Below are 24,361 nucleotides of genomic sequence, written 5' to 3'. Positions count from 1 at the left end.
TAGAAAAAGATGAGTCATTTTCAAACTTATATAATGTCACAATTTCTAAATTTGCATTGTCTAAATCAGTGTTTATGTTAGCATTCGCGAAGCATTGATTTACTTGATTTATAAGCGCATGTCTCCAAGCTCACAGTACAAATTTTTACGTCAAGCACCGCGTGATGGCTTGAGTACTGCCACTCACCCTTCACGGTGGCAACAACTCCATATAGACCCATGGCTTTGCCTATTTCTGGTACTAAATGCATTTTTAGGACTTACCGTCTTATATAGTGCTTCAGCCCAAGATGTTGGTCTTGTCAGTAAACAAGCAATGAGTTTTGGCATTGGTTTTACCGTCATGATTATTCTGGCGCAAATTCCTCCAAAAGTTTATCAAGCATTCTCACCATATTTTTATGTCTTCGGTGTTTTGTCCTTAGTTGCAGTAGTCGTGTTTGGTGAAGTACGCATGGGAGCACAAAGATGGATTGATATTCCAGGCTTTGGTAGTGTTCAACCGAGTGAATTCATGAAGATTGGCATGCCAATGATGATCGCATGGTTCCTATCTCGCAAAGCATTACCTCCTAGTTTGTCTCAAGTCATACTATCTTTGCTGCTCATCCTCGTACCCTTTCTTTTAATTGCAGAGCAACCAGACTTAGGTACTTCATTACTTGTGCTTGCTAGTGGCATTTTTGTACTTTTCTTGAGTGGATTATCATGGAGATTGATTGCTGCCGCTGCTGGAGTTGCTGCAGTAATCATTCCAATTGCTTGGGAGTTCTTACTACACGATTACCAACGACAAAGGGTACTTACCTTGTTAGATCCTGAGGCTGATGCATTGGGTACAGGTTGGAATATTATTCAATCTAAAACTGCGATAGGTTCAGGCGGTTTTTCAGGAAAAGGCTTTTTAGAAGGTACTCAATCTCACTTACATTTTTTACCAGAAGGTCATACCGACTTTATTATTGCAGCCTATTCTGAAGAATTTGGCTTGATCGGCGTTACCCTACTTATTTTCTTATATTGCGCGATTATTTTTAGAACATTTCAGATTGGCTTACAAAGCTTCCATAACTATGGGCGTTTAGTTGCAGGAGCCTTTGGTTTGTCATTTTTTGTTTATGTATTTGTAAATGCAGGCATGGTCAGTGGTATTTTACCTGTAGTGGGTGTGCCGTTACCGTTTATGAGCTATGGTGGAACTGCAATTATTACACTTATGTCAACATTTGGACTTGTGATGTCAATTCATACACATCGATAACGAGGAATTCATAAAACACATGTTTCATCCTAAACTAAATAATACTTTTAAATTTTTAACATTAAGTGCCAGTCTATTTCTGAGTAGTAATTGGGCGCAAGCAAATGAATTTTACACTCATCCAAATTATTTTGCTTTTAAACAAAAAACGATGACTACTTATGGTTTAAGTAGTGAACAAATTGATATTGCAATGAGTGGCGCACGTAATTTATCCAACATTTTAAACATTATGACGCGTCCAGGTGAAAGTAAGCCTTGGTATGAATATCGCTCTATGTTCTTGGTGGAAGGTACAATTCAACGTGGTGTCCGCTTTAAAAATCACTATGAAGATGTTCTGAATCGTGCGGAACAACAATTTGGTGTACCAAAATCTGTAATTTTAGGCATTTTAGGTGTTGAGACAGGTTATGGTGCAAATAAGGGCTCTTTCATCACCCGTGACGCTCTAGCAACATTAGCGTTTGGTTACCCTCGTCGTGCTGATTACTTCAGTGATGAACTCGCAGCGTTGATCTCATGGACATATAAAGAAGGCTATCCAACCAACAGTATCGTTGGTTCATATGCTGGGGCTATTGGCTATCCACAATTTATGCCGAGTAACATCCAAAAGCTAGGTGTGGATTATGATGGTAATGGACATATTGATTTAAGAAACTCCGCAGTTGATGCAATTGGTTCAATCGCGAATTATTTAGCTCAATATGGTTGGCAACGTGATCGTCCAATTGGCTTCCCTGCTCGTTATTTAGGTAACGATCCTGAAAGTATTATTGCTAAGGATTTAACTCAACCAACTCCTTATGGTGAACTAAAAAGATTAGGTATCGCACCTATTGACCCTTTGGTAAAAATAGATGATCTTGATTTAGTAAATGTTATTCAATTACAAGACCAATTTGGACCTATTTATTACATCACCTATCCAAATTTCCAAGTAATCACGACTTATAATAAGAGTCGAATGTATGCCACAGCGGTGTGGTTATTAGGCACTGAAGTCGCAGGAAGATAACCCGATTTTTTAAACAAAATCTGAAAGTCAATAAATTTATGGTTCAAAAAGGGTGTTAAATAATCAAATTTCATATTTTGTTACAATATTGATTATTTTTTGAGCTAAAACTGTAAGTTTTTACCCTTTTTGTAACTATTTATCGTTAAAGACTAGACACACTTCGTAAGCGCTGAATATTATCCACCCAAGAAAAGTAATTGCAAAAGTGAATAATTAGACATGTGCACTGTATTTCAATGCTGTTTTGTTGAGATAGAAAAGCATGTTCTCTAGGAGTTTATACAATGCAGTTTTCGCTAAAATATATTCTAGCGCTGACGGCAGGCTTAAGTTTAAGCCCGTTACATGCTGAAATGGTACAATCATCATCATTAACAAATGATGTTGAAGGTTCTAATTTAGCAGCCCGCGTTTTGAGCAAAGATTCTCAAAATTTTAATTCTCGTTTTTCTAACGTCAATAGTCTTTCAATCACTGAGAGTTCTGGTGACAAAGTACGTCGCCAAACAATTGCTGCTAAAATTGATATCCCTGCAGAAGAGCCTTCAGTGATTGAAAAACTTAACACTGTTGCGTCTAATACCGTACGTAAGTTTAGCCAAACTGGCGTAGCATCATGGTATGGTCGTCAATTTCATGGTCGTAAGACTGCAAGCGGTGAAACATTCGACATGAATGGTTTAACTGCTGCTCATCGTAGCCTGCCATTGAACTGTTACATTCGTGTGACCAATAAAGACAACGGTAAAAGCGTTGTAGTTAAGGTTAACGATCGTGGTCCATTCCATGGTAACCGTGTATTAGATTTATCTTATGGCGCAGCTAAACAACTTGGTGTTACCAATGCTGGCACTGCGAAAGTAAGTATCGAACGCGTTGATGGTCCAAATTCTTAATATTTAGACTTCCAACTAATAATAAAGCCACGTTTATACGTGGCTTTATTATTTATATTATTTTTTGATTCATTTTTGACCCTCACTACTTTCTTCGCTATAGTAATGACATTATAAATTGTCAATTTAGCAAGGAGTGCAGTTGTGAAATCGATAGATGAATGGTTCGATGAATACAGCGATAGTCACCAAAACCAAACCAATAAAAAAATACATTGGGTATGTGTCCCAGCAATTCTTTTTTCAATAATTGGTATTCTTGCGCATTTTAGTACTCTACTCACCGCTTTATTGCTTGTACTTACACTCGTTTTCTATGCTCGCTTGGATATCGTGTTAGCTGTGGCTATGGCTGCTTTGTTGGTGGTAATGGCTTGGCTTATTATTATTCTACCTGTAGGGGTAGGATTTTATATCGGCGTGTTTGTAATCGCATGGATTGGTCAGTTTTATGGTCATAAAGTTGAAGGAAAGAAACCTTCTTTCTTCAAAGATCTGCAATTCCTTCTGATTGGCCCTGTATGGTGCATGGATGCCTATTTAGCTAAGATACTACCTAAATGGAAATCTCGTCAAAATTTAGGGCTTTCAAGCTAATTTAGAGCATATTATGGATGGCTAATTAGCGAAAAGAGATTATTGATAGCTTTTCCCTTGATATTTTAGCCATCCATCCACATGTTTTGCTTGTGGATCATGATGAGTCCAATGAATCACTCCACCTTTAGGGCTATATTCATATTCTCCATAAAATTCGACTATTTCACCTTTTCTAAGTCCCTCCACCCGAGGTGCCAAATCAATGTTATGCGCCACTAGAACGGTTAAACCATTCTCCAGTTTTAGAATCATTTTTTGGTGTCTTGAACCATCATTATCATCAGCTAAAATTGCTTTTACTTCACCCTTGGATTGAACTTGAATGTTACTTATCTGTTGTTTATAAGCTTTCATAATCTTATGCTGATCATCAACCGCCGCTTCCTCAACAATTGAAGTCTGAACAACATTATCGTTCAGGTTGTTTTGCTTTAAATCTATACCGACATAAGCAGCAATTAGCACAACAATAATCGTTACGATCACTAAATTATTTTTCTGGATTTTCATATTTAACCTTTTTATTTCAATTTAAATAACAAAATGCCAATCATATTGATTGGCATTTTGTTCATACAACTCTATTAAAGTTAGAATAGACGATTCATACCATTCAAAGCTGCAACACGATATGCTTCTGCCATTGTTGGGTAGTTGAATGTCGTTTCAACAAAATACTTTAATGTATTATTAGGGCTATGCATTACAACCTGTCCAATGTGGATAATCTCTGCGGCATTGTTACCAAAACAATGAATACCTAAAACTTCCAAACTATCGCGGTGGAAGAGGATTTTTAACTCACCTACGGTATCACCAGTAATTTGAGCACGAGCTAGATGACGGAAAGATGCTTGCCCTACTTCATAAGGTACTTTTTCTTCAGTCAATTCTTGTTCAGTTTTTCCAATCGAAGAAATTTCTGGAATGGTATAAATGCCTGTTGGTACGTCTTTAATCGGTTTAACATTTTTCTCACCGACCATGTTTGCACCTGCACAACGACCTTGGTCATATGCAGCAGATGCAAGTGATGGCCAACCAATCACATCACCAGCAGCATAAATGTTCTCAACTTCAGTTTGATATTGATCATTTACCATCAACTGACCACGATTGTTTGGTACAAGACCTACATTCTCGAGTCCTAAACCGTCAGTATTACCTGAGCGACCATTACACCATAAGATGGCATCAGCTTTGATTTTCTTGCCACTAAGCAAATGTAAAACCACATGATCATCAAAGGTTTCTAGGCGATCGATTTGTTCATTGTGACGAATCAATACTCCTTGCTCACGCAAGTGATATGACAATGCATCAGCGATTTCATCATCAAGGTAGCTTAAAAGCTTTTGCTGAGTGTTGATCAAATCAACTTTATGATCTAGACCAATAAAAATCGATGCGTATTCGCAACCAATAACACCAGCACCGTAAATAATGATTTTTTGAATTGAATAATCCAAATCAAGAATTTTGTCAGAATCAAAAACACGAGGATGGTTAAAGTCCAAACCTTGTGGCTGATAAGGACGGCTACCCGTTGCAATCACAATTTGTTTACAGATAATGGTATCTTTTATGCCATCTTGACCAAAAATGAGTACGGTATTTTTATCTTGGATATATGCACGTCCATGAAAAACATCAATCTTATTGCGATCATAAAAACGTGTATGAGTATCAACTTGCTGTTGAATCACTTTATGCGCGTTGCGTAACACTTGTTTCATGGTGAATTGTTTCCATTCACCTACTTTTTGAAACATTGGATCACGCTGATAACGGATGATACTTGAAACTGTTTGACGTAAGGCTTTACTTGGAATGGTACCTACATGTGCACAGTTACCACCGAGTTGATCACGTACATCGACGATTGCTACTTTTCTACCTGCTTTAGCTAGCTTCATTGCCGCGCCTTCACCAGCTGGGCCAGAACCGAGAATGACTGCATCAAATTTTACAACATTCCCACCAACGACCTCTTTCTTACGTGGCATTCAAAGCTCCTTTATCTCTTAGCTGTTTACTTCTATATATATGATAACTAATATGCTATGGGTTGATGTATTTCTCAACCATATATTTTTATATATTCACATTTTCAAAATGAATACCTATTTCATCCTATAAACCTATAAATTTGACTATAATAATCGAATATCTCAAGCAATAGGTTGTAGAAAATAAGATGTCTGAACACCGTAAACCTGAACAGGGCATAAAACTTCGTGGCGCTGAAAAAGTCGCTAGAATTCCTGTAAAAGTTATACCTACGGTTGAAGTACCTCGTAAACCAGACTGGATTCGCGTCAAAATGACTGCACCTGAAGAGGTTCAGCGTATAAAAACAACTCTACGTTCGCAAAAACTCCATACTGTTTGTGAAGAAGCTGCCTGCCCTAACCTTCCAGAGTGTTTTGGTGGTGGTACTGCGACTTTTATGATTATGGGCGATATTTGTACTCGTCGCTGTCCTTTCTGTGACGTTGCTCATGGTCGACCAAATGCACTTGACCCTGATGAACCTCGTCATATGGCGGAAACTATTTCAAACTTGGGTTTGAAATATGCGGTTATCACCTCTGTAGATCGTGATGATCTTTTAGATGGCGGCGCTCAACATTTTGTGGATTGTATTAAAGAAGCTCGCGCTTTGAGTCCAAAAACGCTACTTGAAATCTTAGTTCCTGATTTCCGTGGTCGCATGGATATTGCTTTACGCATTATGACTGAATGTCCACCTGACGTTTTTAACCACAATATCGAGACAGTACCTCGCTTATATAAAGCAATGCGTCCAGGCTCAGACTATCAACATTCTTTGAATCTTTTAAAAATGTTTAAAGAATACTGCCCAGATGTCCCAACCAAATGTGGTTTGATGGTAGGTATTGGTGAAACTGAAGAAGAAGTGATTTCTTTACTTGATGATCTTCGTGCTCATGATGTGGACTACGTAACAATTGGTCAATACTTACAACCATCTAAGCAACACGCGCCAATAGATCGCTTTGTAACGCCAGAAGAATTTGAACGTTACGCAGAACATGGTCGTAAATTAGGCTTCAGAAATATTTGGTCTGCACCCATGGTTCGTTCAAGCTACTTTGCAGATCGTCAGTATCATGGTGAACCTGTTCCTGCGGTTCGTCGCAAAGTAGATCCTGCTAAGAAAATTGCTGTACAAACTGTAGAAGCTTAATCAAGTTTCTATGAAGTAAAAAAGAGAACAATCATGTCACTGCTGTCCCACAAATATCACAAGAAGAACCTCAATTGAGGTTCTTCTTGTTTTCGCCATTTTTTATCAGGCACAAAGAGTGACCTTAAAAGTTTCCTTTCAAATAAATTGACCTGAATAATTCTCAGTAAACGCTGAACACTCCATCCTTCTTGTGCCATGTGTTTAGCGAAGTTCACCAGCAAATAGGCAATTAATGCAATCCATATTTGCGTTTGTATCGCATTGCGGCTTCGACCTAGAAATGACTTCAGTTTTAAATTCTGCTTGATGGCTTTAAAGAATAACTCAATCTTCCAGCGATCCTTATAAATTGCAGCAATGGTGGATGCTGCCAGATGAAAGTTATTGCTCAGAAATTCGAATGTTCTTTTCTTATCTGTATCATAAAACTCTATACGTCTTAATAATTCAGGTGCGCCTCTTTTCTTGGCATGCGCACTGCTCAATTCAATACATTCATCCGCAATAATCCCTTTAGTCGCTAATACGCTGCGGCTTGATTTAACTTGATAAACTGTCTTTGGGCGTAGCCGGGTTACAAAGCTGACGTTCTGAAGTGTCAACTGAGCAAACCATTGATAATCAACATATGCTTTATCAAAGACGATAATGCTGCCAGCAGGAAATTTAAATACTCTGCCTTGCACCATATCATTTTCAATACCATCCCCAAGCGCTACAAATTCAGGAATGGTATTGCTGTGATTTAAGCCAACACTGAGTTTAATACTGGCTTTGGATTCATGCACTTTTGCCCATGCGCACAATGACAGTGAAAGATCAATATGACTGGCATCTAGTGAATACAGCGGATTTTTGAATCTAAATTTATGTGCAGTTTTAGAGTTTTCACAGCGCTGAAGCAGCTGTGTGAACAATTGCTGATACAGGCTGGCGGGCTGTTCTTCGTTGAGTCTTGCTAAGGTGCTTCGCGCAATTCTCTTCGCGCCAAGATGATAAAGCTTTTCCTGCTGGGATTCGAGATTGGATTGAATGTCTCTTAAGCTTTGCCGACAAGAAAGTTGGGACATCAATATGGCAACAAACTGATCCCAGCGGGTGGCTGATCTTAATTTTTGCCCAGAGTGGTGCAGTTTAGCCAGACGTTCAAAATCTTGTCTTAGAATGGGTTTGAGTAATTGATGAAATACGGTATTCTGATGTGACAAAACCTGAGTCCTTTATAGTTAAAGTGTTTGTTTGCACTCATATTTTAACTATTTAGACTCAGGTTTTTTTATTTAAAGCAAACTATGGGACAGTAGTGACAATCATGTTCTCTTTTTTATTTTTTGATATGAGATAATCCAATTTTAAAAAATAATTTCTGTGCACTAATTAACGTTTCTTAACGAGCGTGAATTCCTCGTGAATAATTACCAATCGACACGCTACTACCAAAAAATCACTTAAAAACATTAATTTACTTTATACCCTAGTCCGCATAACCTGATTCAAGTAGAAGTGAATTTCAAAAAATTGTGATTTGTATTTTTTAACTTAATACATCCCTCTTTTTTGGAATTTCCTCCAAACAAAAATGAATATCAAGAAGCTTTGTCAATTTAAACCGTTCATTGGAAGACGACTTCTTATTATAAATAACTTTGAGATCAGGATAGACACATGAATAAGAAAATTACAGCTTTGACTGTTACTGCATTAGCAAGCTTTGCATTGTTAGGTTGTAATAGTGATTCAGACAGCGATACCGAGTCGTCAAATGTGAATACTGGCGATACTTTAATTCTAACTGCCAATGGAATGATTAGTTCAGTCGATAGATCAATGCCTGACAAGGTTGTGTCTAACCGCAAGATTAAAGGATTAATGTCTGGAGATGAACTGGTAGGTATTGATTACCGCCCTAAAGACGGCAAACTTTATGCTGTTGGTCTACAGGCGAACTTATACACTTTAAATCCAAACAATGGCGAAGCAACTTTCCTGAGAAAACTAATCGCCGACCCGAGCGATACTACAGATGGAAATGCATCTTTCACACAAATTATGGGTGATGCCAACCTTATCACTGTCAATTTTAACCCTGCTGCAGATCGCCTACGTGTAATTTCTAACACAGGACAAAACTTACGTATCAATGTTGATACTGGTGCAACCATTACAGATGGTACGATTAATTTAGCCACAGGTACTGCAGCAGTTGTTGCAGGTGCTTATACCAATGCCTTTGCTGGCACAGGTTCAACAAAACTATATAGCATTGACCAAAATTCTGATCGCATTTATCTTCAAAATGCGAACGTAGGTACATTAGGTAATTCTACGGCTTTGGGTGCAGACATTAATACAAACGGCGGTGGTGGTTTTGATATAGACCCTGTCAGCAATGTAGGTTTTGCCGCACTCAAACTCGCATCAGGCAATTATAAATTTTTTAAACTTAATCTTGCTAATGTCGGCACCTCAAGCGATGCTGTTTTTGAATCACATGACTTGAATAATAGTTTTAATAGCATGGGGATTCGTGGTATTGCATTAAAACGTTCAACCGATGCCACAGCTCAAGGCTATGGTTTAACAGCAAACAATAAACTGCTTAGCTTCGCTATTACCAATCCAAATACTGTAATTGAAAAGAGCCTCACTGGATTGCTTGTAGATGAGAAATTTATCGGTATCGATTATCGTTTTAGGACCTCAACTGACAATTCTGGCAAGCTATATGGATTAACCAATAAAGGGAATTTGTATACGATCAATACAGACACTGGTTTAGCAAGCCTCATCACTGCACTCAAACCAGCTACTGGCAGCACTTTCACAAACCTAGATGGTACAAGTTTCGCAGTTGATTTTAACCCTACAGCAGATCGACTCCGCGTAATCAGCAATACTGGACAGAACTTAAGAATTAACGTCGATACTGGCGATACTATAAAAGATGGCGATATTAACGGAATTTCTGAGGCTAAAGTTACTGCAGCTGCATATACCAATAGTTTCGCTACACCTGTTGCGATGTTAGCTACAGAACTATTTGATCTCGATCAAACAGGCAAAACTCTCACTAAACAGAATCCACCAAACGCAGGCACATTAAACCTAATCGGTAATTTAGGAATCAACTTAGGTATAGACAATGGCTTTGATATTGCTGGTGGTGACAATGGCTTAGCTTTAGCGACTGTGGCAGGTGAAACTGGACCATCTGTACTTTATCGAGTCGACTTAAATAGCGATACAACAATTACAACACCTAGAGCACGTTTAGCTATCAGTGTAGATGGAACACCAAATTTAGCAGCTTCAACTATTGGTGGTAACACCACTCCGCAAGTCATCGACCTAGCGATCTTACTTAAATAAGCTAAAATCAAAAAAACCGCATCATTGATGCGGTTTTTTATTTTGCCTATAAATTTTAAGCAATATGTTTTTGTACGATAATCGAACCAACCGAATACCCTGCACCGAATGATGAAATTACAGCATATTCACCATTATTTACCTGCTCGCCTGTGCGGTGCATTGCAATAATTACGCCCGCAGAAGAAGTGTTAGCAAACTCATCCAAAATAATTGGTGCACGATCTAAATCAGCATCTTTACCAACAACGAGTTTTAAAATTAACTCATTCATATTGGCATTCGCTTGATGCAACCAGAAGCGTTTAACTTGTTCAGGTGTTAATTGTAATTTTTCCAACTGTGCTGTAATGATTTTTGCGACAAGTGGACAAACTTCTTTAAACACTTTGCGCCCATCTTGACGGAACAATTTGTCATCAACAACCGCATCTTCACTACGGTTTAAGAAACCGAAGTTATTACGGATGTTATTTGAAAATTGAGTAAACAAATGAATATCTAAGATTTCATAACCTGATTTGGTTTCAGTTTCTTCGATAATTGAAGCAGTTGCAACGTCACCAAAGATAAAATGCGCATCACGTGTACGATAATCCAAATGACCTGAGGTAATTTCAACATTCAAAAGTAAAACACGACGAGCACCACATTTCACAGCGTCATAAGCTTGCTTTAAACCAAATGTTGCAGCTGAACACGCGACATTCATATCATAAGCATAGCCTTTAATACCTAATGCTGACTGAATTTCAATCGCAACAGCAGGATAAGCACGTTGCATATTTGAGCATGCTAAAATCACAACATCGATATCTTCAGCAGTGACACCTGCATTTTCCATCGCTTGTTTAGCAGCTATTACACCCCACTCGGCTTGGAGCGAAAGTTCATCATTACTACGTTCTTGTAAGCGCGGACGTAAACGTGTTGGATCTAAAATACCTGACTTCTCAACCACGTAACGGCTTTTAATACCAGATGCTTTTTCAATAAACTCAGGACTTGAACCACGTAGAGCTTCGATCTCACCTGCTGCAATTTTGTCAGCATTTTGTTGATTAAATTGTTCTACATAAGCATTTAAACTTTCAACCAACTCTTCATTAGAAATTGTTTCAGTTGGGTGAAACAAACCTGTACCTGTTATACGGATGCCCATGTAAAACTCCTGTAAAGAATGGTTCTAACTTTCATTATTGCTCAGTTTAACCGATTGCTAATCGATCCCATAGTTTTTGTAATCTAGTTGGTGAAATTGGCATCTTTGTTTTCATTGGTTGAGAAAACAAGGAAATTCTCAATTCCTCTAACATAAAATACATTTCTTTGATTTTAGGATCATTTTTAAACTTAAATACTTTGTCCATCCATGGATCGACATCATCAATTGCAGCAAGGTCACGTTGTAGATTATTTGGCAAACGATCTAAACGCAATAGCAATGCTTTTAAATAACGTGGATATTCCTGCCAAATCTCACTTGGTTTGCTATAAACAAAGTCCGCCAATGACATTAAATCCAACTGATCCTCTATATCGTCAATACTACGACCGAATATATCTTGATCTAAAACCAACAACTCACGACGGACTTGCTGCCATTGAGTAAAAATTTCAGTGATGTCCGTTAGTACTTTTTGACCATTGCTCAAAAAGTGTTTTTTTACATCAAGTGCTAAGGTATTAAATTCTTCAGCATTTTGTGGAAGTTGTTGGATTGATACTTGTAGGGTTGCATAAACCAACATTTGTTCGAGTTTAGCGCGCTCACCCAATGGAGAATATGCCAAAGCCAAAGGTTTAGAAATCTGCTTTTTCAGTTGGCGAATCAAATCTCCAAGCTGCATATGAATCAGACGAATGACACCTTCACGATGCTGTTTGATGGCTTCTTGCTGATCATTAAACGTTTGTACAACCACACCTGATTCATCTTTTGCTTCAAGTGCAAAAAATATCTTTGTGGGAACAAGCGCTTGATACTGTTTAACTATCACTCCTGTAACCTTTTGAGAAGCTTCAAAGATAAAGCTCTCAGGGAAGGCTTGGAACTCGCCTTGCTGTTGTTTTACTGGACGATGAGTTTCAACTCGGCATCTCGCCTTTAATTCATCTAAGTCACGACCTTGTGCAATTAATTTTCCTTTTTCATCAATCACTTTGATAAAAGGAACAAGGTATTGATCGATACGTTCAAACGAGAAATCTTTTTCAGTAATCTGCTCTCCACGTAGAGCAAAAGCGAGATAGTTAAATAGATGCTCACGTAAATGAACAGCATCGACACCCTGCATTAACTTTTTGGCTGTATCAGGAATTGGAACTAAATTGCGGCGTTTATCTTTAGGTAGTGCTTTTAATAAAGCCTCGATCAAATCTTGCCGCCAGCCAGGTATTCCCCATGACCATTGCTTTTCATCCACTTGAGGCAATGCTTGCACAGGAATTTTAACCGTAGCCCCATCTTCATCATGACTTGGATCAAAACGATAACTTGCTGCTAAACGTAATTGGCCGTTGTGCAAATAATCTGGAAATTGTTGCGTGGTTGGACGATCACTCATCCAGAGTGCATCATCCTCAACAAACAAATAACGAGGATTTTTTGCTTCTACGGTCGCTCGCCAATCTTCAAAACTATGTCGACTCGCCACTTCAACTGGTACACGTTCTGCATAAAACTGATAAATCGTTTCTTCATCGACCACTAAATCACGGCGGCGTAACTTATCCTCAACTCGCTCCACTTCTTCAAGTTTAAGCAAGTTATGTTTTAAAAATGCAGGTGTAATGCCTAAATTGCCAGTCGTGAGCGCATCACGCAGAAAGATTTCATGTGCAGCTGCCTGATCAACTTTCTCAAAGTTCACTAAACGTTTAGGTTCGATAATCAAACCAAATAAGGAAATTTGAGCATACGCATTTACAATGCCACCTTTTTTTGACCAATGTGGTTCAAAATAGTGATATTTCAATAGGTCTCGAGCAGCTAACAATATCCATTCGGGATCTATTTTGGCCAAAGTACGCAGATAAACTTGGGATGTTTCTACCATCTCAAATGCCATGACCCACGCTGTATTGGTTTTATGCAATGTGCTGGCTGGGAAAACTTTGGCTTTTTGCTGACGAACAGCCATAAAGGTATTACGTTCATCAGTTTTGTTGGCAATAAATGAAAGTAAACCAGTTAATAAAGCTCGATGTAAATTTTCATAATTTGCACCCTTTTCATTAAAACTAAGTTTTAAACCTTCTGCCAACTCTACTAATTGTTGATGTGTTTGTTTCCATTCACGCAAACGCAACCAACTCAAAAAATGTTGGCGTGCAAACTGACGGCGTTTATTTTCAGATTGAGCATCAGGGCTTGTTTGCAATGTATTCCATAATTTTAAATAGAACAAAAAGTCAGAATCAGCTTCTTTAAATAAAGCATGCTTTTGATCTGCCTGCATTTGTTTATCTGCTGGTCTCTCACGAGGGTCTTGAATCGCTAAAGCACTGACAATAACAAGGGTTTCTTTGAGTACCCCAAAATGTGCTCCACCGATAATCATACGTGCTAAACGAGGATCAATCGGCATACGTGCCATCATTTGACCAACTTTAGTCAGTTCATTCTTGCGTTCGTTCAAGGCACCCAATTCAATAAGCAACTTACGACCGTCATTTACCAAACGGAAATCAGGTGGCTCAATAAAATCGAAATCTTCCAAATTGCCCAGACCGAGACTTTGCATTTGCAAAATAACCGAAGCTAGATTGGTTCGTTTAATTTCTGGTTCAGTAAATTCTGGGCGACTTAAAAAGTCTTCTTCGCTATATAGACGAATACACACACCCGCTGCTATACGCCCACAACGCCCTTTACGTTGATTGGCTGCTGCTTGCGAAATCGCTTCAATTGGCAAGCGCTGAACACGCGATCGATAGTTATAACGTGAGATACGTGCAAATCCACCATCAATCACATAGCGGATATTTGGAACGGTCAATGCCGTTTCTGCTACGTTCGTGGCAATAATGATGCGGCGACCTTTACCACCAGGATTAAAGATTTTTTGTTGTTCTGCGAGTGCTAGGCGTGCATATAAAGGTAATACCTCTGTATGACGTGGCCCATATTTTTGTAATGTTTCTTGTAGTTCTCGAATTTCTTGCTCTGTACTGGCAAAAATTAGAATATCAGCATGTTCAGGATGACCTTTTGCTTCAGCATCAGCAAAACACTCTTCAACAGCTTGAACAACGGCTCTAGGTAGATTTTCCTCAAAATCATCGAACTCATCATCATCACTACCAACAATACTCAATTCAGAAATAGGACGATAACGAACTTCAACAGGATAACTGCGACCTTCGACTTCAAAAATTGGTGCATTATTAAAATATTGACTGAACCGATTTACATCTAAGGTTGCAGATGTAACAATCACTTTTAAATCAGGACGCTTCGGCAATAATTGCTTCAGATAGCCCATGATAAAGTCGATATTGAGAGAGCGTTCATGCGCTTCATCAATGATAATGGTGTCGTATTTTGATAAGAATCGATCATTAGTCAATTCAGCTAACAGAATACCGTCCGTCATCAACCGAACGATCGAGTCTTGAGAACCTTGCTCATTAAAGCGAACTTTAAAACCAATTGACTCACCAAGCTTTTCACCAACTTCTTCCGCAATACGTTGCGAAACGCTACGTGCAGCCAAACGACGTGGTTGTGTATGTCCAATCATGCCAGTAAGACCACGACCTGCAAGCATTGCTATTTGAGGAAGCTGTGTGGTTTTACCAGAACCAGTTTCACCTGCAACAATAATCACCTGATGCTTTTGAATAGCCTCGATCAAACGATCGGCGTATTGCGTAACAGGCAAATCTTGGTTGAGTTTGATTTTAGGCAAGCGAGCTAAACGCTGTTTCACCTTTTCGTTTGATTGTTCAAATAGTTTTTCGATTTCTGCTGTTTCTGTTTTTTTATCTTTGCGCAGTCGATTTAAACGGTGACGGTCACGTGCCATAACCAATTGATCTACATTTAAATGACTCTGCACTGAACAGCTTTCCTGAAAATTAAATAATCGGCTATTTTACGCCTTAAAATCTTGCTATGCAAAGGAACTACAGCAATCTATTGATGATATTGCTGTAGTTCTAGTTTGGTTTTTATGATTTAGATGAATGATCAAAACGATTACGTAACTGTTTCACGTATTTTTTAAATGGCCACGCAAATTGCTTTACAAAACTATTGGGGATCTTATACCCCACAGTTCCATATACACTTGCCAAATGGTTTGGCATATACACTGTTTTAAAAATGACATCATACAATGGGATGAATGCCGCATAGTTTTTATCAATCGCAGGTTTCTCTGAAGAGTGATGCCAATGATGAAACTCAGGGGTAGCTATCAGCCAGCGTAAATACGGAAATCTAAAACGTACATTTGAGTGGATGAATATCGCATGAAAAGAAATAAATACGAGATAAGCAAAAACGGCTGAGGTATGAAAACCTAATAAAAATATCGGTAAGGTTGCAATAAATCGCGTCATCAATACTTCGACAATATGTAAACGTGAAGATGCTAACCAATCCATATGTTCCGTTGAATGATGGATCGCATGAAAACGCCACAAGAAAGTCACCTCGTGCATCGCGCGATGCAACCAATACACAACGAAATCAACAACAATCAACAATTCTATAAATTGCAACCAAATCGGCTGTGCTTGTACAAAAGGAACGATTGGATTATTCGGAAGATGAGTAATCCAATACTGAATCGGCATGACTGTTAGAAAGGTAAAGAGTTGAATGCCAATGTGACTAAACATGAAATATTTCATATCCGTCACCCATCCAACTCTAAGTATCTTTTGATGGGGATTTTTAGCAAAAAAACCTTCTAAAGGGATAAAAACTAAAGCTAAGATCACCAGTGTCAGTACGAAATAATCAATACCTGCATAGAAAGGAATGTTCGGCAATGTTGGAGCTTTAATTAACCCACATCCCAAAACAGCCGCAAATAATGCGAAACACAAACCATAAAACCCATATCGATTTTGTCTAAAAATCGCACTAAACGCACCAAAACCTACACTAAGCACAATCGCGATCATCAAACTAAAATAAAAAGCATCATAATGTTTAACGTATAGCGGACGTAGTTCTGGCATGGTGAGAACTGAAGGAAATAAAAAGCATAAAGCACTGAAAATGCTTAATAATCCTAGAGACATAGATATAAAAGCGCTGATCTTGCCTAAACCCGCATTGAGTTCAAGATTCTCAAATTTTTCTCTTAATTGATCTGTCATTTGTTGTATTAATTCTCTTTGAATACGAGTAATCTCGCTCGCTGTTAACTTTAATCCTGCTTAATACTTCACAGTATTTCTACCCTATCTCAAATTCTAAACATCCCAAACATTTGAAACAAGAAACATTTTGTCCAATATTTGAGCATAAACAATAATATCTCCAACATGCATGAACTTCGTGCAGATTATGGTTTTTTATATAATTTTATTTTTTTCAATTTTACCCTTGAATTTTAAGGCGATCGGCTTCATGTTGTAGAGCACGATCATTTTCGATATTTGTCATTTTTGCTTCATGTGAATGGAGTCAAATGGAAATATCTTTTTTTGGGTGAAAGCTATCGATCTCGGATCATTTAATTTTCCGATTTTAGTCATGTAAAAATACTATTTCCCCAATAACTAGAAATTATTTATTCTAGACCTCGCAAACAAGTTTAAAGATAAACCTCAATCATGGAGACAATGATGAGCTTGATTAATACTGAAGTTAAACCATTTAAAGCTGATGCATTCCGCAACGGTGAATTCATTCAAGTAACTGATGCTGATCTTAAAGGCAAATGGTCTGTTCTTATTTTTATGCCAGCTGCATTCACATTTAACTGCCCAACAGAAGTTGAAGATGCTGCTGAAAACTATGAAGAGTTCAAAAAAGCTGGTGCAGAAGTTTATATCGTAACAACTGACACTCACTTCTCTCATAAAGTATGGCACGAAACTTCTCCTGCTGTAGGTAAAGCTCAATTCCCATTAGTTGGCGATCCTACACATCAATTAACACGTGCTTTTGATGTGCATATCGAAGAAGCTGGTTTAGCTTTACGTGGTACGTTCATCATCAACCCAGAAGGCGTAATTAAAACTGCTGAAATTCATGACAATGCAATTGCACGTGATGTTTCAGAAACTTTACGTAAGCTTAAAGCTGCTCAATTCGTAGCAAGCCACCCAGGCGAAGTTTGCCCTGCTAAATGGAAAGAAGGTGAAGCGACTCTTGCTCCATCGATTGACCTAGTGGGTAAAATCTAATTTCTAGATATAGTGATTAGTTAAAAACCACTCTTTTTAGAGTGGTTTTTTTATGCAGGTTACTCTCATATAAGCAATCATATTTTTCAATGATTCTTATCATTTTTTATTCACTAGAAAACTTCATTTTCTGATTGTCAGTTGTACAAAGTTGGAGTACTGTCAAAAGATGAGCACTTAAAAGAGTTTTTTATATGTAATAAACGATGATCACTGCGGGGGTGCAAGGTATGGAAAAATCTGTAGTCGTAACATCTTGGAAATATGATGTTTCTTCACGTTATTTAAAAATTTTCTATAACAATGGTTCAGGCGAACTTTACCACCCAGTACCAGAGTTTATTTACGATAATTTACTTCGCTCAACAGATAAAACAGCTTTTGTGCAGAAATATCTTGAGTTTGATTTACACTTTAAACGTCTTCAAATTTCTGCTTCATCATAAAAAAAGCCCTTTTCAGGGCTTTCTTCATATCATATCTATCTCTTCTGCATATTTTTCATATATTCGTGCTTCGGCATCAGGGTGTAAATTTACTTTACTCAAGTCACCGTTGTAATGCTCTACTACTCGATCATCCATAATTTTTGACCACCATGTTGGAATAAAGGCTGGTAAAAGCATGGCACCATAACCTGCTGGTAATTGAGGTGCATTTTCAAAATGACGTAAGGTTTGGAAACTGCGTGTTGGATAAGCATGATGATCTGAATGACGTTGTAACTGGTACAGAAATAGATTCGTCACTAAATTATTATTGTTCCAGCTATGTTCTGGCAAAGTACGCTCATACTGCCCATTTTCTTTCTTCTCACGTTTTAAACCATAATGTTCAATATAGTTAACGGCTTCAAATAGAGTCACCGCATATGTAGCTTGAGTGAGTTGAAATGGAACTGAACGCATACCAAATTTCTTAAACATCAAGCCATGATAAATTGCTGACATGGCCCAACCATGAATCAGTTCATTTTCCTTGCAGAAAAATGGTAGTTTTTTGCGTTCTAAACGTTTCTTTTCTATCTCAATTGCAGATTTAAAACTTCCAATTACTGTACGTGGTAAGAACTTCCAAAAGGTCTCACCCAAACGTGATGATGCAGGATCTTCAGGCGTTGCTACTCGACGATGATGCCCATATGGATGTTCAATTCTGAAGTGGTTATACCCTGATGGCGCTAATGCAAGATGTGATAAATAATGTTCTAAACGACCATTTTTATGGCTTAATTCATGTGCAGTATTAATTGCAATACCATTCACCATACCAACTAAAGTTCCTAATAGAACTTGATCAGCTACAGATGTGCCTTTTCGACTTGCTAAGTAGGCTCCATAAACGTTAGTTGCATATTGGAGTGGTATAAAAAGCTTCACAATGCGAGAGTAATATGGGTCAGCTTCTAAGTCCGCAATCGCATCTAGTGGTGGATTTTCAGTATCCTCACCAATTAATTTGTCTAGAGTTGGGATCACACCATGGATAAATAATGGTCCAAATGAGGCAAAAAACTTTTTCGATTTTTTAGGTCCAAATTGATAGCCAGCAAGTCCACTCATCGCGATAGCTGGTACTGCAAGACCAAGTAACCACAAATGACGCTTTTTATCCTTAAATGGTGTAGTTGTTTGTTCTACATCTAATTGCGCATGCATATTCATTCTAAACTCCTCAATCAAGCGTTTAATGTTTTGCTTGAATTGATTGTGTTCTTCTGAACAGTTGCTATATTATCATTTTAAGACTTCATATTATCATTTTAAGACTTTAGTGGAGATTTATTGTGCATAAACAACAAATCCCTGTTATTCCAGCTCGCTATTATTTACGTTTGATTGAGATATTGATCAGTACCAATCAATACGATAATTCAGTTTTAAACCAATTTAAGGATCAATTATCACAAACTGAGTTTTTATCAATTCAGCAAATCGAACAATTTATTGAGTTAGGATTAAGTTTACCGAATACAGAAGATTTAGCCTTTCAGTTAGGCAGAAATTTGAAACTAAGTTCACATAGCTTGGTCGGTTATGCACTTATGACCAGTCCCAATCTGGATCATGCATTAAAATTAATTGCACAATATTTCAAGCTGATTATGCCGAGCTTTAAGCTTTCCATTCAGTTTTCACAAGCGCAGCAAAAGGTCGAATTATTATTTGAACCAATTTTGCAGATGAATAAACGTTGTTTAAGCTTCCATATCGAAGCAATTGCAGTCGGATTTTATTACAGTCTATTTGAGCTTGCAGGTCAGCAATTACAACGCTATCAAATTTATTTAAGTATTCCTGAGCCTGCCTACAGTGATAGATACATACACCTTGTCAAAGCTCAGTTTCATTTCAATTACACTTGGTTTACAGGGATCAGAGTTGTACTTGATCAGCAGCAATTAGCACTTCCCTTGCCTTTAGCAGATGCACATAGCTTAAAAGTTGTAGAACAACGTTGTCAGGAACAGATTCAAAAAATTTATCATCAGGGTGAAATTGTAGAGTGGATCAGTACAATGTTAAGGCAAGCGAATCAAGTTCCGACACTGACTGAATGCGCGAAAGTATTAAATATTTCAACCAAAACCCTACAACGATATTTGCAACAACAAGGAGTAGAATTTAATCGCCTAAAACAAAAGATCAGTACTGAGCGTGCAATTGAATTACTTGAAAATACATCCTTTACCATTACACATATTGCATATGAGTTAGGTTATTCCAACCCTGCCAATTTCACTCGTGCATTTAATAAAATCATGGGGTGTAGCCCTCAAGATTATCGTTTGGCACATACCAAAACCAACTCACTTCGTGACGACCATACATAAGCCTGCACCTATAGGTAATATAGTACTCATATAAAGTTCGTCATTTTTTATCGAATCTAATAATGGCTTCACTTCTGCTGGGTGAGAAATTACATTATCAATAATTAAAGTCCCACCTTTAGTTGACATCAGTCTCTTGAGATCATTCCAATAACCAGCATAGCTTCCGCGTTCGGCATCTAAGAGTATGAGATCATATTGCTCGACGGATGCTGCCAAATAATCAGCGGCATCTCCCACCCAAAAATCAATATACGCTTCTAGACTAAATTCTTCTGCATATTTCTTCGCTTGTGCACTACGAAACGCATTGATTTCAAGTGTTTGAACATGACCGCCAACTGTCTTTGCAGCCTCAGCTAACCAAAGTGTTGAATATCCAGTGGAAGTGCCTATTTCTAAAATACGTTGGGATTGCTGTGTTCTTACCAGCATGGACAATAATTTAGCGGACTCAGCTTCAATGTTCCGAAAACGTCTTAAACGATCAGCCTGTCGAGCATCATGTTGTTTAAACTCATCATATAAATCAGCAATTCGTTTTAAAAACACCGTGCTGGTCATATTTCGCTCCCGATGATGCTCAGACATTTGCTATCAATTATGTTGGTTGAATCAACTTAAAACGCGGAACAATTTCACCACTATCGAGTGCAACAGTTTCAATAAACATGCTTAAAGGTCGAACCCACATGGAATAATCACCATACAAGCATTGATATACAACCAACTCTTCTTCTGTTTCGCTATGTCTTGCAACATTAAATACCTGATAAAGCTGACCTTTATAGTGTTGATAAATACCACGCTGTAAAGCCATTTCACTTTCCCTTAGTTATGCCATGTAAAGATTGCAGTTATATAACAAGTTCAGAAGTATTCAAGTATTATCTTTGAACGCATTTAATTAACATAGGCCTATGGATTCAAAAATACGATCAAAATAATAAAAACAACCTGTTTTACCTATTTAAATAATTTGCGTACTATAGCCCCATTGAAAGAATTTAGCTGATTGAATTGCTGAGAATTTGGAGAAAGACATGTTAGATCAAAATATTAAAACTCAATTAAAAGCTTACTTAGAACGTTTAGAAAGTCCAATCGAGTTAGTGGCTGCTTTAGATGAATCCGATAAAGCTGCAAAAATCAAAGAACTCGTGACTGAAATTGCTGAACTTTCTGATCAAGTTACGGCGCGTTTTGACGGTTCAAACGCTCGCCGTCCTAGTTTCGGTGTGGCTAAAGCAGGTGAACAACCGCGTGTGTTCTTCGCTGGTCTACCGATGGGACATGAGTTCACCTCTTTGATCTTGGCATTGTTACAAGTTTCAGGTTATGCACCGAAGGTATCTGATGAGGTTTTAAATCAGATTAAAGGCTTGAACTTAAAATCAAACTTTGATGTGTTTGTATCGTTGAGTTGTCACAACTGTCCAGATGTAGTTCAAGCGTTGAACCTGATTGCGATCTATAACCCCGATGCAACTGCGACCATGATTGATGGTGGTTTCTTCCAAGAAGAAGTTGAAGAACGCAAAATCTTAGCAGTCCCAATGTTATTCCAAGACAATCAACATATTGGTCAGGGTCGTATGACTTTGGAAGAAATCATCGCGAAGTTAGATAGTAACTCAGCTGAAAAAGATGCAGCACTTCTCAATGCGAAAGATGCTTTTGATGTATTGGTGATTGGTGGTGGTCCTGCAGGTGGTACAGCAGCGATCTATGCAGCGCGTAAAGGGATCAAAACAGGGATTGTGGCTGAACGTTTTGGCGGTCAAGTCATGGATACCATGGATATTGAAAACTTTACTACGATTCAAAAAACAGTTGGTCCTAAGTTTGCTCAAGATATGGAAGCCCATGTCCGTGAATACGGCGTGGATATCATGAACTTACAAAGAGTCAGCAAAATCATAGGTGCAGATCAAACGGCGAATGGTTTGGTTGAAGTTGAACTAGAAAATGGTGCTAAGCTTGAGTCTAAGACCATCATTCTTTCAACAGGTGCTCGTTGGAGAGAAATGAATGTTCCAGGTGAAGCTGAATACCGTACACGTGGTGTTGCGTACTGCCCACACTGTGATGGTCCATTATTCAAAGGTAAACGAGTTGCAGTGATTGGTGGAGGTAACTCGGGTGTAGAAGCTGCGATTGATCTAGCAGGGATTGTTGAGCATGTAACTTTAGTTGAGTTTGATACCAAACTTCGTGCTGACCAAGTCTTACAGGATAAGTTGAATAGTTTGCCGAATACCACAGTTATCACCAATGCCTTGAGTACTGAAGTGGTTGGTGATGGTTCACAAGTGACAGCATTGAAGTATAAAGATCGTGCGACCGATGTAGAACACACAGTAGAACTTGCGGGAATCTTTGTACAAATTGGTTTATTGCCAAATACGGATTTCCTAAAGAACAGTGCAGTCGAACTCAGCAATCGTGGTGAGATTGTGATTAATGATCGTAATGAGACCAATGTACAGGGTGTATTTGCAGCAGGTGACTGTACGACAGTACCATACAAGCAAATCATCATCGCAACAGGCGAAGGTGCGAAAGCTGCATTATCTGCCTTTGATTACATGATTCGTTCTACGAATTAAGTCAATATCTTGTTTTGTGACCACACTTACATTTAACAATGTAAGTGTGTGTTTTTACAAGTTATCAACAAATTTGTAACTTTCTTATTCACTCGCTTTGTGTTTATATTTTCGATATCCATACTTGTTGGATGCCACAACGAAAAGGAAATATGAAAATGAATAAATTACTTGTTGCGTTAGGTCTAGCTGCTACTGTTGCTCTTGTAGGCTGTAACAAAGATAAAGCACCTGAAACTGGTGCAACAACGGGTGAACATTTAGAAAACGCTGCTGAACAAGCTGGCGCTGATGTGAAAGATGCTGCTGATGCTGCAACAACCAATGTAGCTACAGCGGTTGATACTGCTGCTGATCAAATCGACGCTGCTGCTGATCATACTGCTCATGCAACTGCTGAAGCTGCTGCTAAAACTGAAGCTGCTGCACGTGATGCGACTGCCAATGTTGCTGGTGCTGTAGAATCAGGTGCTGCGAACGTTAAAGAAAAAGCTCAACAATAATTTGTTGATAATAAAAAAGCCTCTGTATAGAGGCTTTTTTATTTGTAGATTTTTAATTAAACAAACCTTCATCACGCATAGCAATTTGTACAGACTGACGTTCAGCTACTTTATTACGAAGCGCGATAATATTGGTATAAGGCGTTAAATCATGCTCAATATGATTTGACCAGTTTGTCAGTACAAATAAATATGCATCCGCTGGACCAAAATTATCATCAACTAGATAATCATATTCAGATTCAGCTAAATAATTATCGATATATTTAAGTAAACGATCTACTTCTGCATATGCTTTGGTCTTTTCATCATCTGTAAGTTTACCACCAAAGAAAACAGCATATGCATCATGAAGTTCTGAGTTCAAATAACCCAACCATTCCAATACTTTAGCTCGCCCCATCCCTGATGGTGGAATCAAATCTTGCTTTGGATCGTGTTGTGCTAAGAATGGTAATATCGCTACATTTTCAGTCAAAATTAGACCTGGATTAATTTCTAGTGCTGGGACATAACCCTTAGGATTAATCTCGTAATAATCTGCACCTTTAGAAGTTTTATGCGTTTTTAAATCAACTCGTTCTAAATCAAAATCAACATTTATTTCATTTAAAATAATGTGTGCCGCTAACGAACATGCGCCTGGTGAATAATACAACTTCATCTCTAATCCTTGTTATC

At 38.1% G+C, this 24,361-nt stretch carries 21 protein-coding genes; 11 read left to right on the top strand and 10 right to left on the bottom strand.

Annotated elements, in window-relative coordinates; translation table 11 throughout:
* Positions 1 to 118: 118 nt before the first annotated feature.
* From rodA to R2H34_RS07765, 4 genes are all read left to right on the top strand, one after another.
* Positions 119 to 1,261 (top strand): rod shape-determining protein RodA, encoded by a 1,143-nt coding sequence (gene rodA, locus R2H34_RS07780; protein ID WP_004915164.1) that lies wholly within the window; start codon positions 119 to 121, stop codon positions 1,259 to 1,261.
* 19 nt (positions 1,262 to 1,280) lie between these two features.
* Positions 1,281 to 2,282, top strand: a complete 1,002-nt coding sequence (mltB, locus tag R2H34_RS07775; RefSeq protein WP_151708303.1) for a lytic murein transglycosylase B — start codon at positions 1,281 to 1,283, stop codon at positions 2,280 to 2,282.
* Positions 2,283 to 2,569: 287 nt separating this feature from the next.
* A complete protein-coding gene (locus R2H34_RS07770) occupies positions 2,570 to 3,181 on the top strand; it encodes a septal ring lytic transglycosylase RlpA family protein (protein ID WP_039046986.1) in 612 nt (203 codons plus the stop codon).
* A gap of 144 nt (positions 3,182 to 3,325) precedes the next feature.
* Positions 3,326 to 3,778, top strand: a complete 453-nt coding sequence (locus tag R2H34_RS07765) for a DUF962 domain-containing protein (RefSeq protein WP_004915160.1) — start codon at positions 3,326 to 3,328, stop codon at positions 3,776 to 3,778.
* 39 nt (positions 3,779 to 3,817) lie between these two features.
* Here the strand turns inward: R2H34_RS07765 and R2H34_RS07760 are convergent, their stop codons facing one another.
* Both R2H34_RS07760 and sthA read right to left on the bottom strand, forming a co-directional pair.
* Complete coding sequence (locus R2H34_RS07760; protein ID WP_042893512.1) at positions 3,818 to 4,291, bottom strand: DUF3465 domain-containing protein; 474 nt, start codon at positions 4,289 to 4,291, stop codon at positions 3,818 to 3,820.
* Between the two features lie 80 nt (positions 4,292 to 4,371).
* Positions 4,372 to 5,787, bottom strand: a complete 1,416-nt coding sequence (gene sthA, locus R2H34_RS07755) for a Si-specific NAD(P)(+) transhydrogenase (RefSeq protein ID WP_004915155.1) — start codon at positions 5,785 to 5,787, stop codon at positions 4,372 to 4,374.
* Between the two features lie 191 nt (positions 5,788 to 5,978).
* Here sthA and lipA point away from each other — a divergent pair, with 191 nt between their 5' ends.
* Complete coding sequence (lipA, locus tag R2H34_RS07750; RefSeq protein ID WP_004682327.1) at positions 5,979 to 6,992, top strand: lipoyl synthase; 1,014 nt, start codon at positions 5,979 to 5,981, stop codon at positions 6,990 to 6,992.
* Between the two features lie 56 nt (positions 6,993 to 7,048).
* Here lipA and R2H34_RS07745 read toward each other — a convergent pair whose 3' ends face one another.
* Entirely contained in the window at positions 7,049 to 8,203 is a 1,155-nt protein-coding gene (locus tag R2H34_RS07745) for an IS4 family transposase (RefSeq protein ID WP_318342544.1), read from the bottom strand.
* A gap of 457 nt (positions 8,204 to 8,660) precedes the next feature.
* On the opposite strand from R2H34_RS07745, the gene R2H34_RS07740 reads away from it, so the two are divergent.
* Complete coding sequence (locus tag R2H34_RS07740) at positions 8,661 to 10,364, top strand: DUF4394 domain-containing protein (protein ID WP_042893378.1); 1,704 nt, start codon at positions 8,661 to 8,663, stop codon at positions 10,362 to 10,364.
* A gap of 55 nt (positions 10,365 to 10,419) precedes the next feature.
* Here the strand turns inward: R2H34_RS07740 and R2H34_RS07735 are convergent, their stop codons facing one another.
* The 3 genes from R2H34_RS07735 to R2H34_RS07725 all read right to left on the bottom strand — a co-directional run bounded on the left by R2H34_RS07735 (position 10,420) and on the right by R2H34_RS07725 (position 16,700).
* Positions 10,420 to 11,526, bottom strand: a complete 1,107-nt coding sequence (locus R2H34_RS07735) for a beta-ketoacyl-ACP synthase III (protein ID WP_004953654.1) — start codon at positions 11,524 to 11,526, stop codon at positions 10,420 to 10,422.
* Positions 11,527 to 11,572: 46 nt separating this feature from the next.
* Entirely contained in the window at positions 11,573 to 15,427 is a 3,855-nt protein-coding gene (gene hrpA, locus R2H34_RS07730) for an ATP-dependent RNA helicase HrpA (RefSeq protein ID WP_042893381.1), read from the bottom strand.
* Positions 15,428 to 15,539: 112 nt separating this feature from the next.
* Positions 15,540 to 16,700, bottom strand: a complete 1,161-nt coding sequence (locus R2H34_RS07725) for a sterol desaturase family protein (protein WP_004915145.1) — start codon at positions 16,698 to 16,700, stop codon at positions 15,540 to 15,542.
* A 471-nt stretch (positions 16,701 to 17,171) separates the two neighbouring features.
* On the opposite strand from R2H34_RS07725, the gene ahpC reads away from it, so the two are divergent.
* Together ahpC and R2H34_RS07715 are read left to right on the top strand one after the other, a co-directional pair.
* Complete coding sequence (gene ahpC / locus R2H34_RS07720) at positions 17,172 to 17,735, top strand: alkyl hydroperoxide reductase subunit C (RefSeq protein ID WP_004662563.1); 564 nt, start codon at positions 17,172 to 17,174, stop codon at positions 17,733 to 17,735.
* 230 nt (positions 17,736 to 17,965) lie between these two features.
* A complete protein-coding gene (locus R2H34_RS07715) occupies positions 17,966 to 18,181 on the top strand; it encodes a KTSC domain-containing protein (RefSeq protein ID WP_020899936.1) in 216 nt (71 codons plus the stop codon).
* 24 nt (positions 18,182 to 18,205) lie between these two features.
* Here R2H34_RS07715 and R2H34_RS07710 read toward each other — a convergent pair whose 3' ends face one another.
* A complete protein-coding gene (locus R2H34_RS07710; protein ID WP_004915142.1) occupies positions 18,206 to 19,399 on the bottom strand; it encodes an alkane 1-monooxygenase in 1,194 nt (397 codons plus the stop codon).
* Positions 19,400 to 19,521: 122 nt separating this feature from the next.
* On the opposite strand from R2H34_RS07710, the gene R2H34_RS07705 reads away from it, so the two are divergent.
* Positions 19,522 to 20,568, top strand: a complete 1,047-nt coding sequence (locus tag R2H34_RS07705) for an AraC family transcriptional regulator (RefSeq protein ID WP_004953637.1) — start codon at positions 19,522 to 19,524, stop codon at positions 20,566 to 20,568.
* On the opposite strand, the gene R2H34_RS07700 is transcribed toward R2H34_RS07705, so the two are convergent.
* Together R2H34_RS07700 and R2H34_RS07695 are read right to left on the bottom strand one after the other, a co-directional pair.
* Positions 20,545 to 21,132, bottom strand: coding sequence for an O-methyltransferase (locus R2H34_RS07700; protein ID WP_042893386.1), 588 nt, complete (start codon positions 21,130 to 21,132; stop codon positions 20,545 to 20,547). The genes R2H34_RS07705 and R2H34_RS07700 overlap by 24 nt on opposite strands.
* A 37-nt stretch (positions 21,133 to 21,169) precedes the next feature.
* Positions 21,170 to 21,388: a DUF1653 domain-containing protein gene (locus tag R2H34_RS07695; RefSeq protein ID WP_042893382.1), complete on the bottom strand. Its 219-nt coding sequence runs from the start codon at positions 21,386 to 21,388 to the stop codon at positions 21,170 to 21,172.
* A gap of 223 nt (positions 21,389 to 21,611) precedes the next feature.
* Between R2H34_RS07695 and ahpF the strand changes: the two genes are divergently transcribed.
* Both ahpF and R2H34_RS07685 read left to right on the top strand, forming a co-directional pair.
* Positions 21,612 to 23,177, top strand: a complete 1,566-nt coding sequence (gene ahpF, locus R2H34_RS07690; protein ID WP_108565313.1) for an alkyl hydroperoxide reductase subunit F — start codon at positions 21,612 to 21,614, stop codon at positions 23,175 to 23,177.
* 158 nt (positions 23,178 to 23,335) lie between these two features.
* Complete coding sequence (locus R2H34_RS07685) at positions 23,336 to 23,680, top strand: hypothetical protein (RefSeq protein ID WP_004966800.1); 345 nt, start codon at positions 23,336 to 23,338, stop codon at positions 23,678 to 23,680.
* A 52-nt stretch (positions 23,681 to 23,732) separates the two neighbouring features.
* Here R2H34_RS07685 and R2H34_RS07680 read toward each other — a convergent pair whose 3' ends face one another.
* A complete protein-coding gene (locus R2H34_RS07680) occupies positions 23,733 to 24,344 on the bottom strand; it encodes a glutathione binding-like protein (protein ID WP_004915125.1) in 612 nt (203 codons plus the stop codon).
* Between the last annotated feature and the right edge of the window lie 17 nt (positions 24,345 to 24,361).

Source organism: Acinetobacter sp. 16, assembly GCF_033439925.1.
Taxonomy (GTDB): Bacteria; Pseudomonadota; Gammaproteobacteria; order Pseudomonadales; family Moraxellaceae; genus Acinetobacter; species Acinetobacter junii.
The sequence above is the reverse complement of the archived record's forward strand: the minus strand, read 5'-3'. Positions and strand labels throughout refer to the sequence as shown.

Coding starts and splice junctions, on each gene's coding strand:
- ahpF (WP_108565313.1), top strand. CDS start 21,612: ATGTTAGATCAAAATATTAAAACTCAATTAAAAGCTTACTTAGAACGT.
- R2H34_RS07760 (WP_042893512.1), bottom strand. CDS start 4,291: ATGAAAATCCAGAAAAATAATTTAGTGATCGTAACGATTATTGTTGTG.
- R2H34_RS07710 (WP_004915142.1), bottom strand. CDS start 19,399: ATGAATATGCATGCGCAATTAGATGTAGAACAAACAACTACACCATTT.
- R2H34_RS07770 (WP_039046986.1), top strand. CDS start 2,570: ATGCAGTTTTCGCTAAAATATATTCTAGCGCTGACGGCAGGCTTAAGT.
- R2H34_RS07715 (WP_020899936.1), top strand. CDS start 17,966: ATGGAAAAATCTGTAGTCGTAACATCTTGGAAATATGATGTTTCTTCA.
- R2H34_RS07700 (WP_042893386.1), bottom strand. CDS start 21,132: ATGACCAGCACGGTGTTTTTAAAACGAATTGCTGATTTATATGATGAG.
- mltB (WP_151708303.1), top strand. CDS start 1,281: ATGTTTCATCCTAAACTAAATAATACTTTTAAATTTTTAACATTAAGT.
- lipA (WP_004682327.1), top strand. CDS start 5,979: ATGTCTGAACACCGTAAACCTGAACAGGGCATAAAACTTCGTGGCGCT.
- R2H34_RS07695 (WP_042893382.1), bottom strand. CDS start 21,388: ATGGCTTTACAGCGTGGTATTTATCAACACTATAAAGGTCAGCTTTAT.
- R2H34_RS07685 (WP_004966800.1), top strand. CDS start 23,336: ATGAATAAATTACTTGTTGCGTTAGGTCTAGCTGCTACTGTTGCTCTT.
- ahpC (WP_004662563.1), top strand. CDS start 17,172: ATGAGCTTGATTAATACTGAAGTTAAACCATTTAAAGCTGATGCATTC.
- R2H34_RS07725 (WP_004915145.1), bottom strand. CDS start 16,700: ATGACAGATCAATTAAGAGAAAAATTTGAGAATCTTGAACTCAATGCG.
- R2H34_RS07735 (WP_004953654.1), bottom strand. CDS start 11,526: ATGGGCATCCGTATAACAGGTACAGGTTTGTTTCACCCAACTGAAACA.
- R2H34_RS07740 (WP_042893378.1), top strand. CDS start 8,661: ATGAATAAGAAAATTACAGCTTTGACTGTTACTGCATTAGCAAGCTTT.
- rodA (WP_004915164.1), top strand. CDS start 119: ATGTCTCCAAGCTCACAGTACAAATTTTTACGTCAAGCACCGCGTGAT.
- R2H34_RS07680 (WP_004915125.1), bottom strand. CDS start 24,344: ATGAAGTTGTATTATTCACCAGGCGCATGTTCGTTAGCGGCACACATT.
- sthA (WP_004915155.1), bottom strand. CDS start 5,787: ATGCCACGTAAGAAAGAGGTCGTTGGTGGGAATGTTGTAAAATTTGAT.